Raw genomic sequence first — 14,275 nt, forward strand, 5'->3', positions numbered from 1 at the left:
GCTGAATAGTATTATCACATTGCTAAATACTGAGCATTTTTTCCAATATGAATACCCTCATAAACATATTTGATATTTCTCAGTTACAAATAGATATCATTCTGCTAAATACCTTAATGACAGTGTATAAAGTTTTCGAAATGTAGAAATTAGACTTAAGTTCAGATTTTCGAGTAAAAATTATGCATTCTAGTTATACACGATCATATTTAGACCAAGATTAAGCCATGTTTAATCAGGCTTGTCGACAATTCAAGTGGTTATTTTTATAAAAAAAGCGCTGGTGAATGACCAGCGCTTTTATTCTTACTCTCCGTTCACGGAGGCGATTTTCTCAATCTGGCGATGTTCAGAATTCAGGTATTCATCTGACTGCATTTCCAGCAAACGGGAACGGGTCCGTTCAATTTCAAAGGCCAGTTTTTCACCCTGATAAATATCCACGATATTATCTTCTGAGGTTAAGAGTAACTTGACGCCACGGTCATAAAATTCATCGACCAGATAAATAAAACGGCGCGTTCCATCATTCAGGAAATCGGTCAGATGCGGTACATTACTCACCAAAACCGTATTATAAATATTGGCGATTTCAATAAAATCAGCCGGACTGCGTGGCTTTAAACACAGTTCAGAAAATTCACACCACAATACATCTTCAGTATGTGACACGGTTTCAACAATACGGTTGTTGATAATAATCGGCTCTTCAGAACAGGTCTGAGTCTGGGTCAAAGCGCTAAAACGTTGAGCAATCCAGTTTTTATGATCATGTGTTAACGGGAATTTAAACAGTTGTGCCTGTTTCAAAACCCGTAGACGGTAATCGACTCCGGCATCGACATTTAAGACCACACAGTTTTTCTTGACCAGTTCGATGGTAGGCATAAAACGGTCACGGTGAATGCCGTTCTTATATAAACCGTCCGGTGCGATATTCGAAGTAGCGACCAAGGTGATACCACGTTCAAACAGCTTCTGGAACAGATCGCTCAGGATCATTGCATCCGTCACGTTAGACACAAAAAATTCATCAAAACAGATAATGACCGCTTCTTTATAAATTCGATCCGCCACGATATCTAGCGGATTACGCTGTCCGGATAATTTGTTTAACTCACGATGCACATGCTGCATAAAATGGTGAAAATGCATCCGGGTTTTACGGCGAAACGGAATCGAATCGTAAAACTGATCCATTAACCAAGTTTTTCCACGCCCCACACCACCCCACATGTACACCCCTTTCGGAGATGTCTGACGGCGAAAGCGGCGAAATGCTTTTTTCGATGCCTTAAAACGCTGAATCAATTCCAGCCAGACACGATTCAGTTCATGTACTGCCATTGCCTGTGCTTCATCAGGCATAAACTGTCCCGAAGAGATCGCTTGTGCATAACGTTCTGCAGGAGAAATCGGACTAAAAGCGGTGCTGTGCTGTGAATTAAAATCGGACATAGAATTTCATACTATTTGGGATCAATTTAATTATAGCGGAGTTTAATCAACACGCTATAACACTTTGGCATAAACAAGCTTAGGCTATTTTATATATTGCCGAGGACTTTGCCCAAACCAGCGTTTAAAGGCATGGTTAAAAGCAGCCGGCTCGGAATAGCCTAATAATTCTGCAATCATTTCAATCGAATACTGTTTGTATTCAATCAGTCGCAAAGCTTTATCTTTAATAATTTCTTCGCGAATCTGCTTATAACTGGTATCACACTGCTGTAACTGATGCCGTAAGGTTCGTTCCGGGATATTCAGCGCCTGTGCCGTTTCAGCCATGCTCGGCATCAGGCCGCTTTGGATCTCCAGATAATCCTGCACGCGCTGCACCACAGTCGGCGTCTGCTCATCCTGTTGCAAGCGTTCCAGTTCAGCCAGACATTTGGCTTCATAGACGGCAAAAGTCACCGCATCCGCAGAGGGAATTTTAATATCCAGCACTGCTTCATCAAACCAGAATGCTGCCCGAGATGCATCAAACTGTACCTGTGTTCCATAATAATCATGGTAGACCTTTAAGGTATTCAGATCTTCTGGATAGGCAAATGGCAACTCGATCCGCAAATCAGGTTTGGATAAGCTCATCAATTTGTAGATTTCCCGGATAAACTTAAACGTTCCGGAAATCTCTGCCTGTGCCAGCAACATTCTCAAATGATCATCCTGCTGCTTGGCTCGATAACATAGCGCGCTATGATGCTCGCTTTGCTGCAAGGCCAACTGACCGGTCAAATGCGTCAACTGCTGAAAACGGATCACCTGATTCAATGCATCACGTACCGTAGGACTGGTCACCAGCAACATGAGTAAGGGACCATAACCTGCCAAAGCATAATGCTGGCCAATCAATAATCCCTGTTCAGGTTGGATTTCCTGTCCTACAACCTTAAGCACATCATGTTCCAGACTGGGGTGGATCACCGAGCTTGGATCAAAGGCATCTACACGCAGTCCAATGTTTTGCAGTTTCTGATCGACATCCATGCCAGCCTTGCGCATCCCTTGAAGCAAATACATCAGACTGAGAACAGAACGTTTCATAACCATACAAATACAATGTGATTGCTCTAGTTGTACTATAAAAATAATGTGTCGGCTATTGCCGTTTAGATCAATTTTCTATCTAATCACCAAGGAGCAAATTACGATAAATATCCAACATTAAAATAAGTAAGGAATGTACTGATGCTAGATCATGCCACCGCTACACGCTCCCACCCTCATACCAAAGTTGCCATTATTGGAGCCGGTTTCGGCGGTATTGCCATGGCAATACGTTTACAACAGCATGGTATTTATGACTTTATTATTCTGGAAAAAGGGAGCGATTTTGGCGGAACTTGGCGGGACAATCAGTACCCTGGAGCAGCCTGTGATGTGCAATCACATTTGTATTCCTTGTCATTTGCTCCAAAAAGTAATTGGTCCAAGCGTTATGCGGAAGCACCCGAGATATTTTCTTATATTCAGGATCTGGTGACCGATTATAACCTGCGTGCTTTTTGCCGTTTAAATACCGAGGTACTGGCAGCACATTACCAGGCAGAGCGCTGTCTGTGGCAATTGCAGCTACAGGATCAAAGTATCCTTGAAGCCCAGTTTGTTATCTTCGCTTCCGGGCCATTACATATTCCCCAAATCCCACATATACTCGGTATTGAGAAATTTCAGGGCAAAGTTTTTCATTCTGCGCAATGGGATCACGCTTATGATCTGACTGGCAAAAATGTTGCATCGATTGGGACAGGTGGCAGTGCCATTCAATATATTCCGGAAATTGCCCCGCAATGCAAACATCTGTATGTCATGCAACGTACTGCGGCCTGGGTCATTCCTCGTGATGAACGCGCCTACCCGAATCTTGAAAAGAAACTCTTTAAAAAATATGACTGGTTTCGAAAGTTACATCGCACGCGCCTATATTGGTCAAATGAATCGCGTGTCGTACCGATTGTCAAACCGAGCATTATGAAATTCACCCAAAAACTGGCAGAACTACTGATTAAATATGAGGTTAAAAATCCTGAATTAGCCAAAAAACTGACTCCCGATTACATCATGGGCTGTAAACGCATTCTGGTTTCAAACCGCTACTTTCCGACTTTTAACCGCCACAATGTAGAACTAGTGACCGAGAAGATTCAGGAACTGACTGAACACAGTATCATTACACAAGATGGAAAAGAGCGGCCGATTGACTGTCTGATTTATGGCACTGGATTCATTACCGATCCGCGCATCTATATGAAGAATTTTCAATGTACCGGGCTCGATGGCGTAGAACTGAATGAAGTCTGGAAACAAGGCGCTGAAAGTTATTATGGCATTTGCGTGAAAGACTTCCCAAACCTGTTTCAGTTATTGGGCCCAAATACCCTATTGGCACACAACTCTGTCATTTTTATGATTGAGGCACAAGTCGAATATATTTTGCAATTGATGCAACTGGTCGATCGATCCCAAAGCGATGCCATCATGGTCAAAGACCAGGCACAGGATGCATTTAATCAGCAGGTGCAACATATGTTTGAAAAGACTGTGTGGCAATCTGGCTGCGTCAGCTGGTATCAGCAGGAAGGCGGCAAGAACTTTGCCTTATGGCCAACCTATACCTGGAAATACTGGCTCAAAACAAAAAAGCCAAATGCCGCAGATTATCGATTATTGAATAAAGTCGCCTAAAAGCTTTTTACCATCTGACATCAAGCGGTGGCATAATTTATAGGTAATTTTTTCAATCCATTAAACTTATGCAATCGCTTTGGCTTATCTTTCAGCTTCTATTCTGTCTAGCACTCGGTTTTGCCATGGCAAAACGAATTCCGATTTCGATTATTAAAATCTGTTTCAAGCTATTGCCCTATTTTAGCTATGTTTTATTGATTGCAATTGCCTTTGAATTTTCACAACTGGTAGATGAATTACAGCATCCTCTCCAGATTTTGAGTACGTCAATTAGTATTGCCTTTCTAACCTCACTCGGCGCTTTTGCATTTTGTTACCTACTATTTAAATGGGCAGGTTTTCTTCCGAGTTCAGGCCGGGTATCTCTCGATCTGGTAGTTAAATCCTTGCTGAATATGAGCTATGCTTTTTTAGCTCTCGCAGGTGGATATTGTTTACATGCGGGCTTGAATCTGTTTGATCTATCCTTGCAAATCAGCACCTGGCATTTGTTGCTGGTATTTATGTTCATGATTGGCTTGGATCTGGCTTATTCACCTTTAGATCGTTCCTGGTTAAATTTTAAAATTCTAATGGTTCCGATCGGTTGTATTTTCGGTTCATTATTTGCAGTCATAGCCTATTCATTCTGGAACACCGACATTAGTCTGAAAGATTTGATCATGCTGTCACAAGGCTATGGATTTTACTCAATGTCAGGCGTTGTCGTGACAGAACTTCGAAATGCAGAACTCGGCAGCATTGCGCTAATGAATGACCTGTTTAGAGAAATTTTTGCCATCTTACTGATGTATTGTATGGGCTGGAGATACCCAAGATCCGCCATTTCCGCAGCGGGTGCAACTGCGATGGATGTGACTCTACCGATGGTTAAACAGGCCTGCGGGCATGATTTTATTCCACATGCCATGGTCAGTGGTTTTATTTTGTCACTGTTAGCACCAGTCATGGTGAGTGTACTGGCAGCGATTTAATTGCTTTATCGCTATCTCAATCTCACTAAATTCCTCTTTTATAAAGAGGGACTCTCCTCCCTGATTCAGTTTAAAAGCAGAATTTTAAAACGAAGCACAAGCAAGTAGGCCAAGAGGGCTGACTAAAAACTTAAATCAATATCACTTAAGGTATCGCCTACTGTTTCAATAACATCTGAAGCAAGACTGATGGCATCAGATGCAAAACTGACCACATCGATCCCCGCTGTCCAATCTGCTGAGCTTGCCTTTTGTTGTTGCTGTTTTTGTTGCTTAAGCTGTTCCGCCTGTTGAATATTTTGAATCAGGTCATTGTGTGCTTTTTCTAATTGTCGTTCAGATGAAGTCATCATTTTTTCTTTTTATTTTATAACCAATTTTTTCGATATATAAAAAAAGCCTTTCGACTGAAAGGCTTTTTGTCATTCAAACCATATTAAAGCGTTGCCAAAATATCTTTTAAGGTTTGGCGCATATTTTTAGACTGAGTAATCGGGCGACCAATGACCAGATGTGTTGAGCCATCTATCATTGCCTGTTTCGGTGTCACAATACGTTTCTGGTCATCTGCATTCGACCCTTCTGGACGAATGCCGGGTGTCACCAATGCAAAGTCTTTTCCAATCGTTTCACGCAACATTTTCGCTTCTTGAGCTGAGCAGACGACACCATCTAGACCACTATCTTTTGTTAGTTGTGCCAGACGTTTTACATGCTCATTTGGTTCAATATCCAGACCAATATCTTTCAAGTCTTCACGGCCCATTGACGTCAATACAGTTACTGCAATCAACTGAGTCTTATAATTACCTGCTTGCAAACGCTCTACACAGGTTTCCATCATCTTACGGCCACCTGATGCATGCACATTCACCATCCACACACCCAAATCTGCTGCCGCGCATACAGCCTGTGCTGTTGTATTTGGAATATCATGAAATTTCAGATCCAGAAATACATCAAAGCCTTTATCTTGAAGTGCTTTGACAATGATTGGACCTTCATGGGTAAATAACTCTTTACCAACTTTTAGTCGACACAAGGCAGGATCTAACTGTTCTGCAATGGCTAAGGCATCAAATTGGCTTTTGGCATCTAGTGCGACGATGATACTCAAGAGATTACCCCTTCATATAGGCAAAAAATAAGCCCATTATAATGGGCTTTGATTTTCATTGGTAATATCTAATACAGTTTTTTCATGCCGGGTATGGGCTGCTGCTTCAGCTGCCATTAACTTGGCTGTATTCAACTGTTCCTTACGTAGATGTTCAATGTCTTTACGCAGTCGTTTTATTTCCCAATTCGTCTGAAAAACCCGGAAGATCTGAACGCCCAATAACAGGCCCAAAACGACACCTAAAGATAACGTGAGGAGAAGCAATAATCCAAGGCGCATTGCGGGAACTTGAGTAAATAACAAGTCCACTGACAATTCGGTACCGTTTTGCAAAACCAAAGCTAATGAATAACCAAACAGGACCAATAAAAGAATGACCAGAACGTAACGCATGAACACCCCGCAAAATATTTACAATTATTTTTGTGCAGACTCGTTCACAGCGTCACGAAGTGCCTTGCCTGGTTTAAAGTGCGGGACTGCTTTTGCAGCCACTTCTACAGATTTACCAGTTTTAGGGTTACGACCTACGCGCGGTTCACGGTGATGCAATGCAAAACTACCAAATCCACGAATCTCGATACGATTGTCAGTTGATAAAGCTTCTATCATTTGATCGATCATAATTTTAACGGCTTCTTCCACTAAAGGCTCAGCCAAATGCGGATTTTTTAACGCAATACGCTCTATTAAGTCAGACTTATTAAGTGCTTCAGTAGTCATCTGCGACCTCTTTAATTATCAAGCTACTTGGGATCTATTTCCCGATAATAACCTGTTTAAATACAAAACGGTAGCGCAATAATTAAATACTACGCTACCGTTTACAGTATTTGTATAAAAAGTATTAGTTAACTTACATTAACAATACAATTCAAACGCTTACTTAGTTGCCCATTTGAGCTTTGATCAGGTCACCAATCGTCTTAGGACCATTGTCTTGACCAGCAGGAGCTGTTTTCAAGTTAGCAACTGCTTCTTTCTCTTCAGCTTCGTCTTTCGCTTTGATAGACAAGTTGATTGCGCGAGATTTACGATCTACGTTGATGATCTTCGCTTCAACTTCTTGACCAACTTCAAGGAACTTAGTTGCATCTTCAACGCGATCGCGGTTGATTTCAGATGCTTTCAAAGTCGCTTCAACTTCGTCAGCTAACTTAACAGTAGCGCCTTTAGCGTCAACTGCAGTTACAGTACCTTTAACCAAAGCACCGCGTTCGTTAGCAGCAAGGAAGTCATTGAACGGATCGTTGTTCATTTGCTTGATGCCAAGGCTGATACGGTTGCCTTCAGCGTCTACAGAAAGGATAACCGCTTCAACAGTGTCGCCTTTCTTGTAACGACGAATCGCTTCTTCGCCTTGTTCGTTCCAAGAAATATCAGACAAGTGAACTAGACCGTCGATACCGCCTGGTAAACCGATGAAGATACCGAAGTCAGTGATAGATTTGATCGTACCAGAAACTTTTTCGCCTTTATCGTGGTCTTTAGCAAACTCTTCCCATGGGTTAGCACGAGTTTGTTTGATACCAAGAGAAATACGACGACGTTCTTCATCAACTTCAAGAACCATAACATCAACTTCATCACCAATCTGAACAACTTTAGATGGGTGGATGTTTTTGTTAGTGTGATCCATTTCTGAAACGTGTACTAAACCTTCAACGCCTTCAGCGATTTCAGCGAAACAACCGTAGTCAGTCAGGTTAGTTACGCGCGCTTTAACGATTGAACCTTTAGGGTAACGGTTCATGATCGCTAACCATGGATCTTCCCCAAGTTGTTTAAGACCTAGAGAAACACGGTTACGTTCGCGGTCGAATTTAAGTACTTTAACAGTAACTTCTTGACCAACTTCAACAACTTCTGAAGGGTGCTTGATACGTTTCCAAGCCATGTCAGTGATGTGAAGAAGACCATCAATACCGCCAAGGTCAACGAATGCGCCGTAGTCAGTAAGATTTTTGATAGTACCAGTAACTGTTTGACCTTCTTCAAGCTGAGCAAGAAGAGCTTCACGGTCAGCTGAAGATTCAGCTTCCATAACAGCACGACGTGAAACAACAACGTTGTTACGTTTAGCGTCAAGTTTGATTACTTTGAATTCTAACTCTTTGCCTTCTAGGTGAGTAGTATCACGAATAGGACGAGTATCAACTAAAGAACCTGGAAGGAACGCACGTACTGGACCGATGTCAACAGTGAAACCACCTTTAACTTTACCAGAGATAACACCAGTAACGATTTCGCCGTCTTCAAAGATTTTTTCAAGTTTAGTCCAAGTTTCTGCGCGTTTAGCTTTTTCGCGAGAAAGAACTGTTTGACCCATACCGTTGTCAAGTGCTTCAACAACTACGTCTACAGTGTCGCCAACTTGAACTTCAAGTTCGCGCTGTTCATTTAAGAACTCAGCACGGTCAACAACGCCTTCAGATTTAAGGCCAGTGTCAACAGTTACCCAATCAGAGTCAATGCTTACTACAACGCCTTGGATAACTGCACCCTTTTCAACGTTGAGGTTTAATTCGCTTGCTTCAAAGAGGGCTGCAAAAGATTCGGTCATGATATTTCCGATAAAGTCAGCGGTCTTGGATCAGACAAGGCCGGTTTAATTAAGCATCTACATAGTCCATATAAAACTGATCAAGCTATGCGTTTGCTGATAAAATTGGGTTAGTTTGCTAATTGCTGATCCACATAAGTGGTCATCAGCTGGAATACTTCATCGATATTCAAATCTGAACTATCGATAATGTAAGCATCATCCGCAGGCTTGAGTGGAGCGACAGTGCGTTCCATATCTCGTTTATCGCGAGCGATGATATTAGCTAAAATGTCGCTTATTTTAACATCCAGCCCCATGCCCTGCAACTGCTTTACACGTCTTTGCGCACGGGATTCAGCCGAGGCCGTCAAATATATTTTTGCCTGGGCGTTCGGGAAGATACTTGTCGCCATATCGCGTCCGTCTGCTACCAGACCCGGTGCCTGCGCAAAGGCATGTTGGCGTGAAACCATCGCTGTTCTAAGCTCAGGAATTGCTGCAACTTTTGAAGCAAACTCTCCTACCCGCTCAGTGCGAATAGTTTGGGACACATCTTCACCATCCAGCCACACCTGCACTCCAGTGTCGGTACTGACAAACTGGATATCTAAATTTGTTGCGATTTGTACGCATTCTGGCAATTTCGTGTCTAGAGAATCCAGCAAATCATGGTGATGCAATGACAAACCCAAAAGGCGGTATAAAGCACCAGAATCCAATAAGTGAAACTGATAATGTGCAGCCAGTTTCGCTGCTAACGTGCCCTTGCCAGACCCACTTGGACCATCAATGGTAATAATTTGAACTGTCATTGCTTTCCCGTTGTTGTTTAAACAGATTTTGCGAGTTTTGTCAGGCCTAGTTTAATCGCTGCCTGTAACTGTGCAAGGATTAATTTACTCACAAAAGGCGCACGTGCCTGCAATTCAATCGTATAAGTTACTAGCGTTTTGTCATCAGCCAGTGCTTCAAATTCAATAATACCCAAATGATGCTTGATTAACGGATTTTTAATAATCTGGTATTCGATGCGATTATTTGGCTCGAACAAGGTAATTTGTTCTTTCAGCGGCTTTATTGGCCCCATACCCATTGCACGTACCGAACCGAGTCCATCAGGATATTCAGCATCCGCAGAATCCTTGATCCGCTCAACCTGCATCGGCGCGAAAGCAATATTATAGGTGGCATGCTTAGACATTAAATTAAAGACATCATCAAGCGCTGCCGGGAATTCTTTTTTTACTTGAATACTATTCATTATTGTTCCTGAAGATTGCAGATATTTGAAAGTAAGCAAATTTTAGCGGATAAAGCAGATTTATTTCTGCGTATTTAATAATTTTTCTTGTAACTTGAGTTCTCGTTTCTGCTCGCGGCGCAACTTAAAAAATGCACTGAGCTGTTCAGAGCATTGCTGCTGCATGCAGCCTGCCTCGAAAGGAAATACGTGATTATAATAACCAGTTTCAAACAGTTGACGCGCACTCACCAGTGAACCTGCTTTCGCTTCAAATGCGCCAAATACTACCCGTGAAACCCGTGAATGCACCAGCGCCCCAACACACATGGTGCACGGCTCAAGAGTCACATAGAGCACTGCATCATCAGGTAAACGATAATTTTGGATGTTTTGACACGCGTCACGTAGCGCAACAATTTCAGCATGCGCAGTCGGATCATTCAACGAGATGGGCGCATTAAACCCCCGACCAATGATCTGATTCTGGCTGACGATAATTGCCCCAACAGGGATTTCTCCCTGTGCAGCAGCAAGTGCAGCCTGCTCGTAAGCACGCTGCATCCAGTATTCATCTGTAAATTGTGTTTCGGACATTGGGGCTTAAATCACACCATAATGTTTGAGCAGCTCATTCCAGCTTTCAATAGTCGTAACTGGAGGATTTCCAGACAGGATGCCTTTTAAACTCATATCTGCACCCTTTTTCCACTCAGGACTAAGGTCTTTATCGACCAGACGTGCACGCACACCTTCGACAAAATCATGATGACGGATTTTCCAATCAGAAATTTGAACTTCCAGTTCGAAAACTTCATTCCAGGAATGTACCTGCTTACCCCATTGCCATAATAGCCAGGTCAAGGCTGCAGTGGTTGGTGAACCTTTTTTCAGGTTTTCACTGGCCTGACGTAACCAGTCACTGCGTGCATCACTCAGGCCAATAATCGACTCATAATCATGCTCAAAGTTGATGCCACGGCAAACACTATGAATCACGTCCAGAGAGTTTTGTAGCGGTCCCGGGCCTACCGGACGGTGCATACTATTCAGGGTATCATCAATGGCACGGAAGTCACCCGCAGGATAATGTTCCCAGTCAATATTAATGACTTTATCCAAAACTGAATCACGCTGTGCATCACAAATATGCGTTGCCCAACCAATACCATAAGCACCAGCAGCGGTCATGATCGAACCGGTCAAGCCGGTAAATAGACCAATCGCACCACGATCTGCCAGGAAGCGGGTTGCACCCACGTCTGGATACAAACCGATATTGATTTCAGGCATGGCCAAACGTGAATATGGCGTCACTAAACGGAAAGGCGCTGCCATAAACAGGCCCAAGCCACCACCCATCACATAACCTTCACCCCAGACTAAAACGGGTTTGGCATAATTATGCAATAACAGATCAAGTGCATATTCTTGTTCAAAGAATTTATTGGCAGCCGCGACTTCGTCATTAATAACTAACTGACGCAGCTTACGCACATCCCCACCCGCACAAAAAGCTTTCGGAGTGGTTGAATCCAGCCAGATAGCCTTTACGCTGTCATCATGATGAAAATCCTGAAATACTTCCAAGAGTGCGGAAGCAATCGATTCATCGAGAGCATGCAAAGATTTAGGGCGATTTAAACGAACGATACGCCAACCATTGTGCGCTTCTTCAACAATCAAATCCGGATGATAATGTTTAGTAAGGGGAGAATATTTCATGCGTCCAGCTGCCAATCTATAGGCTCAATGCCATGTTGTTTGAGGTAGTTATTCGATTTTGAAAATACTTTACAACCAAAAAAACCACCACGGTTTGCGGCCAAAGGCGATGGATGTGCTGCCTTTAACACGAGATGCTTGTCTTGATTAATGCGCTGTCCTTTACGCTGTGCGTATGCGCCCCAAAGAATAAAGACAATATGTTCACGCTGTTCATTTAATACATCAATGACGTGATCAGTAAACGCTTCCCAACCGCGCTTTTGATGCGAAGTCGGCTGACCTGCTTCGACGGTCAGTACTGCATTTAACAGAAGCACACCCTGCTCTGCCCAATGCGTCAAGTCACCATGCTTCGGTCTTTCAACCCCGACATCAGCATGTAACTCATGAAAAATATTACGCAAAGATGGTGGTAATGCAACCCCCTTTTGCACGGAAAAGCTTAATCCATGCGCCTGATTTGGGCCATGATAAGGATCTTGCCCTAAAATCACCACTTTTACCCGATCTAGCGGTGTGGTATTCAAAGCATTAAAAATCAGATGATTGGGAGGATAAATGATTTTATCTGCTTTTTTTTCTTCAACGAGAAACGCTTTTAATTCATCCATTTTCGGACTGAGCAAAAATTCACTCAATCCATATTTCCAGCTTTCATCCAACTGAACTTTATTCAGCTTGGCCAGTTGCTGTTCATTTAAAGACATTCTTCAATCCTAAATCTATGTCAATGGATTTAAAGTCACGCAGACTTTAAATCTGTACCTGTAAATCTACTGTAGGGTTATGAAATGGTGTGCCCTGTTTGAGCTTGGCAAACATGTCCGGATCTGTCCATTCAGCTTGCACCTGTTCAGAGAACTCAAGTTGTTGCAGGCTCAAAATTCCCATTTGTTCATTTTGAATATCTTCTAAAAAGCTTTGTGCATAGCCGGTGTCGGTTTCATGCACAATCACAGAATAGACTTCGACATCGCCTTCGCCATTTTGCGTCACCGTCGATGCCAGCACCTGTTGTGCCAGAAAGAAGAAAATACGAGAAAACTGTTCAGCTGATGGCGATACCGGCAAAGACACCCAGCGCGCACTGAAATTCTTGCAGGCCTGAATATATTCCGGATCGTCATTTTGCCAGAAGCAGATGGCATGATCGAAAGAATCAAAGAAATCCTTAATCACACCTTTAAGCAGGCCAAAGTCATAGACCATTTGACCATGATCTAGCTTCGAGGCTTTTAGCAATAACTCGACTTTATAACTATGGCCATGGATCGAACGCTTACAGCGATCTGACGTGCAGTTACGCACAATATGAGCATTCTCAAACTTAAATAACTTACGAATTAACATATGCCGTAATGTCGTCAAAAAATAGGTGAATTAATTTTGATTATAAAGCAAAAGTAAAGCTTTGAGGATTAATTTTGCTGTTTAGCATAATAGGGAAAAGGCATCAGCCCGGCATTTGCGCTTATCCAGCCTGTACAATTCATGAGCTAAAATTAAAAGGGTGCCATACTGCGGTAGGCCACATAAACCTGTTTGTCCTGACGAACCAGATCACTACTAAACTGACGTTTACGCTCACTCAGCATCACTTCAATACGTGCTTTAAAGTGATTGGATTGCACTCCAAGCAGGTTATTAAACAGGTTATGTTTGGCTGCATCCACCTGAGCAAAGGGTTCTAGTGTCCAGAGATCAGCCACATTGGAAAAATATTCCAGATTTGCCTGACGGCGATCCAGCAATTGCTGCACAGTATTCACATCCAGCTTTTCATCCATGCTCGCCAAAAGAAATGCAGATGCGGTATTAATATTGACCGTAGTATCTGCTACAGACGCAGTACTTAGATAAGGTGCGATTAGTTTGTACTTATTCTCTTCAAAACCTCGTATCAGTTTCAGCTCTTCAACGCTATGAAATTTAGCATTCGGAGGCAGAGAACCATTCGGCAAACCCTGATAATAATTGGATTCTGCACCCATAGGTCCACTCGGCATTTCATCTTCATCCTGCCAGTCGATCACGGCTTCACTCAACTGCTCTGGCAATCCAGCACGTTTTAATATCAGCTCGAACCAGGCTTTAGCGTTTTCATTCACCGTGCCTTCGGCGGTGATCAAGCTATTTAAATTAAACTTGCCTGATTCATCCTGCACAATTCCGGAGACATAACCGTCATCTACCGGAAAAGCCGGCATGGGCTGCGCCCAGGTTTCCTGCAGATGGTCGACCTCTGCAGCATTTTCAGCATCATCGACCAGCAATTCAGAAAAAAAGGCCTCGGCACTCTTGGCATACATGAGAGACTGGTTTTGTCGCATCAAATAGGCAGTGCTTTCAGCAGTTGCAGCCTGACGCTGGGCAATCGTGGCCGCCAAAATAGTCGCTAGCGCTACCATCACCAGAATGGTAATCAGTGCAATGCCCTGCTGCTGCTTGATCATGATCGCTTTCTTCATTTTCAT

General features: G+C 42.9%; 16 protein-coding genes. 2 read left to right on the forward strand and 14 right to left on the reverse strand.

Annotated features, from left to right (window positions below; translation table 11 throughout):
• Positions 1-306 precede the first annotated feature (306 nt).
• Positions 307-1,458: a cell division protein ZapE gene (zapE, locus tag F891_RS09320; RefSeq protein ID WP_005252217.1), complete on the reverse strand. Its 1,152-nt coding sequence runs from the start codon at positions 1,456-1,458 to the stop codon at positions 307-309.
• An 84-nt stretch (positions 1,459-1,542) separates the two neighbouring features.
• On the reverse strand, positions 1,543-2,550 hold the full coding sequence (locus tag F891_RS09325) for a helix-turn-helix domain-containing protein (RefSeq protein ID WP_005263331.1): 1,008 nt from the start codon (positions 2,548-2,550) through the stop codon (positions 1,543-1,545).
• Between the two features lie 144 nt (positions 2,551-2,694).
• Here F891_RS09325 and F891_RS09330 point away from each other — a divergent pair, with 144 nt between their 5' ends.
• Positions 2,695-4,191 (forward strand): flavin-containing monooxygenase, encoded by a 1,497-nt coding sequence (locus tag F891_RS09330; protein WP_005263332.1) that lies wholly within the window; start codon positions 2,695-2,697, stop codon positions 4,189-4,191.
• A gap of 68 nt (positions 4,192-4,259) precedes the next feature.
• The gene (locus tag F891_RS09335; protein ID WP_005263337.1) at positions 4,260-5,168 is read left to right on the forward strand and encodes a LysO family transporter; all 909 of its coding nucleotides are present in this window, start codon (positions 4,260-4,262) and stop codon (positions 5,166-5,168) included.
• 122 nt (positions 5,169-5,290) lie between these two features.
• Here the strand turns inward: F891_RS09335 and F891_RS09340 are convergent, their stop codons facing one another.
• The 12 genes from F891_RS09340 to gspK form a co-directional block, all read right to left on the reverse strand.
• Positions 5,291-5,518, reverse strand: coding sequence for a hypothetical protein (locus tag F891_RS09340; RefSeq protein WP_034439435.1), 228 nt, complete (start codon positions 5,516-5,518; stop codon positions 5,291-5,293).
• A gap of 86 nt (positions 5,519-5,604) precedes the next feature.
• Positions 5,605-6,285 carry an orotidine-5'-phosphate decarboxylase gene (gene pyrF / locus F891_RS09345; protein ID WP_005263339.1) on the reverse strand — a complete coding sequence of 227 codons (681 nt, stop codon included), beginning with the start codon at positions 6,283-6,285 and terminating at the stop codon, positions 5,605-5,607.
• A 36-nt stretch (positions 6,286-6,321) separates the two neighbouring features.
• Positions 6,322-6,681: a lipopolysaccharide assembly protein LapA domain-containing protein gene (locus F891_RS09350; RefSeq protein WP_004278852.1), complete on the reverse strand. Its 360-nt coding sequence runs from the start codon at positions 6,679-6,681 to the stop codon at positions 6,322-6,324.
• A gap of 24 nt (positions 6,682-6,705) precedes the next feature.
• Positions 6,706-7,011 carry an integration host factor subunit beta gene (locus F891_RS09355; RefSeq protein WP_004278853.1) on the reverse strand — a complete coding sequence of 102 codons (306 nt, stop codon included), beginning with the start codon at positions 7,009-7,011 and terminating at the stop codon, positions 6,706-6,708.
• 163 nt (positions 7,012-7,174) lie between these two features.
• Positions 7,175-8,851 (reverse strand): 30S ribosomal protein S1, encoded by a 1,677-nt coding sequence (gene rpsA / locus F891_RS09360; protein ID WP_004278854.1) that lies wholly within the window; start codon positions 8,849-8,851, stop codon positions 7,175-7,177.
• A 110-nt stretch (positions 8,852-8,961) separates the two neighbouring features.
• Positions 8,962-9,645, reverse strand: a complete 684-nt coding sequence (cmk, locus tag F891_RS09365) for a (d)CMP kinase (protein ID WP_004645457.1) — start codon at positions 9,643-9,645, stop codon at positions 8,962-8,964.
• A gap of 17 nt (positions 9,646-9,662) precedes the next feature.
• Entirely contained in the window at positions 9,663-10,094 is a 432-nt protein-coding gene (locus tag F891_RS09370) for an SRPBCC family protein (RefSeq protein ID WP_005263340.1), read from the reverse strand.
• A gap of 60 nt (positions 10,095-10,154) precedes the next feature.
• Positions 10,155-10,670 (reverse strand): tRNA adenosine(34) deaminase TadA, encoded by a 516-nt coding sequence (gene tadA / locus F891_RS09375; RefSeq protein WP_005263341.1) that lies wholly within the window; start codon positions 10,668-10,670, stop codon positions 10,155-10,157.
• A gap of 6 nt (positions 10,671-10,676) precedes the next feature.
• Positions 10,677-11,798 carry an enoyl-CoA hydratase/isomerase family protein gene (locus F891_RS09380; protein WP_005263342.1) on the reverse strand — a complete coding sequence of 374 codons (1,122 nt, stop codon included), beginning with the start codon at positions 11,796-11,798 and terminating at the stop codon, positions 10,677-10,679.
• Positions 11,795-12,508: a uracil-DNA glycosylase gene (gene ung / locus F891_RS09385; protein WP_005263343.1), complete on the reverse strand. Its 714-nt coding sequence runs from the start codon at positions 12,506-12,508 to the stop codon at positions 11,795-11,797. The genes F891_RS09380 and ung overlap by 4 nt, the downstream gene beginning before the upstream one ends.
• A gap of 46 nt (positions 12,509-12,554) precedes the next feature.
• Positions 12,555-13,151, reverse strand: coding sequence for a 6-pyruvoyl trahydropterin synthase family protein (locus F891_RS09390; RefSeq protein ID WP_005263344.1), 597 nt, complete (start codon positions 13,149-13,151; stop codon positions 12,555-12,557).
• Positions 13,152-13,303: 152 nt separating this feature from the next.
• Positions 13,304-14,275 carry a type II secretion system minor pseudopilin GspK gene (gene gspK, locus F891_RS09395; protein ID WP_005263345.1) on the reverse strand — a complete coding sequence of 324 codons (972 nt, stop codon included), beginning with the start codon at positions 14,273-14,275 and terminating at the stop codon, positions 13,304-13,306.

It is taken from the genome of Acinetobacter sp. CIP 101966 (assembly GCF_000369725.1).
GTDB classification, from domain to species: domain Bacteria; phylum Pseudomonadota; class Gammaproteobacteria; order Pseudomonadales; family Moraxellaceae; genus Acinetobacter; species Acinetobacter lwoffii_Q.

Excerpts from the sequence above, each read along its gene's own strand:
- F891_RS09350 (WP_004278852.1), bottom strand. The coding sequence starts at position 6,681 with ATGCGTTACGTTCTGGTCATTCTTTTATTGGTCCTGTTTGGTTATTCA.
- F891_RS09335 (WP_005263337.1), top strand. The coding sequence starts at position 4,260 with ATGCAATCGCTTTGGCTTATCTTTCAGCTTCTATTCTGTCTAGCACTC.
- F891_RS09390 (WP_005263344.1), bottom strand. The coding sequence starts at position 13,151 with ATGTTAATTCGTAAGTTATTTAAGTTTGAGAATGCTCATATTGTGCGT.
- F891_RS09370 (WP_005263340.1), bottom strand. The coding sequence starts at position 10,094 with ATGAATAGTATTCAAGTAAAAAAAGAATTCCCGGCAGCGCTTGATGAT.
- F891_RS09330 (WP_005263332.1), top strand. The coding sequence starts at position 2,695 with ATGCTAGATCATGCCACCGCTACACGCTCCCACCCTCATACCAAAGTT.
- F891_RS09355 (WP_004278853.1), bottom strand. The coding sequence starts at position 7,011 with ATGACTACTGAAGCACTTAATAAGTCTGACTTAATAGAGCGTATTGCG.
- gspK (WP_005263345.1), bottom strand. The coding sequence starts at position 14,275 with ATGAAAATGAAGAAAGCGATCATGATCAAGCAGCAGCAGGGCATTGCA.
- rpsA (WP_004278854.1), bottom strand. The coding sequence starts at position 8,851 with ATGACCGAATCTTTTGCAGCCCTCTTTGAAGCAAGCGAATTAAACCTC.
- zapE (WP_005252217.1), bottom strand. The coding sequence starts at position 1,458 with ATGTCCGATTTTAATTCACAGCACAGCACCGCTTTTAGTCCGATTTCT.
- F891_RS09340 (WP_034439435.1), bottom strand. The coding sequence starts at position 5,518 with ATGACTTCATCTGAACGACAATTAGAAAAAGCACACAATGACCTGATT.
- F891_RS09325 (WP_005263331.1), bottom strand. The coding sequence starts at position 2,550 with ATGAAACGTTCTGTTCTCAGTCTGATGTATTTGCTTCAAGGGATGCGC.
- tadA (WP_005263341.1), bottom strand. The coding sequence starts at position 10,670 with ATGTCCGAAACACAATTTACAGATGAATACTGGATGCAGCGTGCTTAC.
- F891_RS09380 (WP_005263342.1), bottom strand. The coding sequence starts at position 11,798 with ATGAAATATTCTCCCCTTACTAAACATTATCATCCGGATTTGATTGTT.
- cmk (WP_004645457.1), bottom strand. The coding sequence starts at position 9,645 with ATGACAGTTCAAATTATTACCATTGATGGTCCAAGTGGGTCTGGCAAG.
- ung (WP_005263343.1), bottom strand. The coding sequence starts at position 12,508 with ATGTCTTTAAATGAACAGCAACTGGCCAAGCTGAATAAAGTTCAGTTG.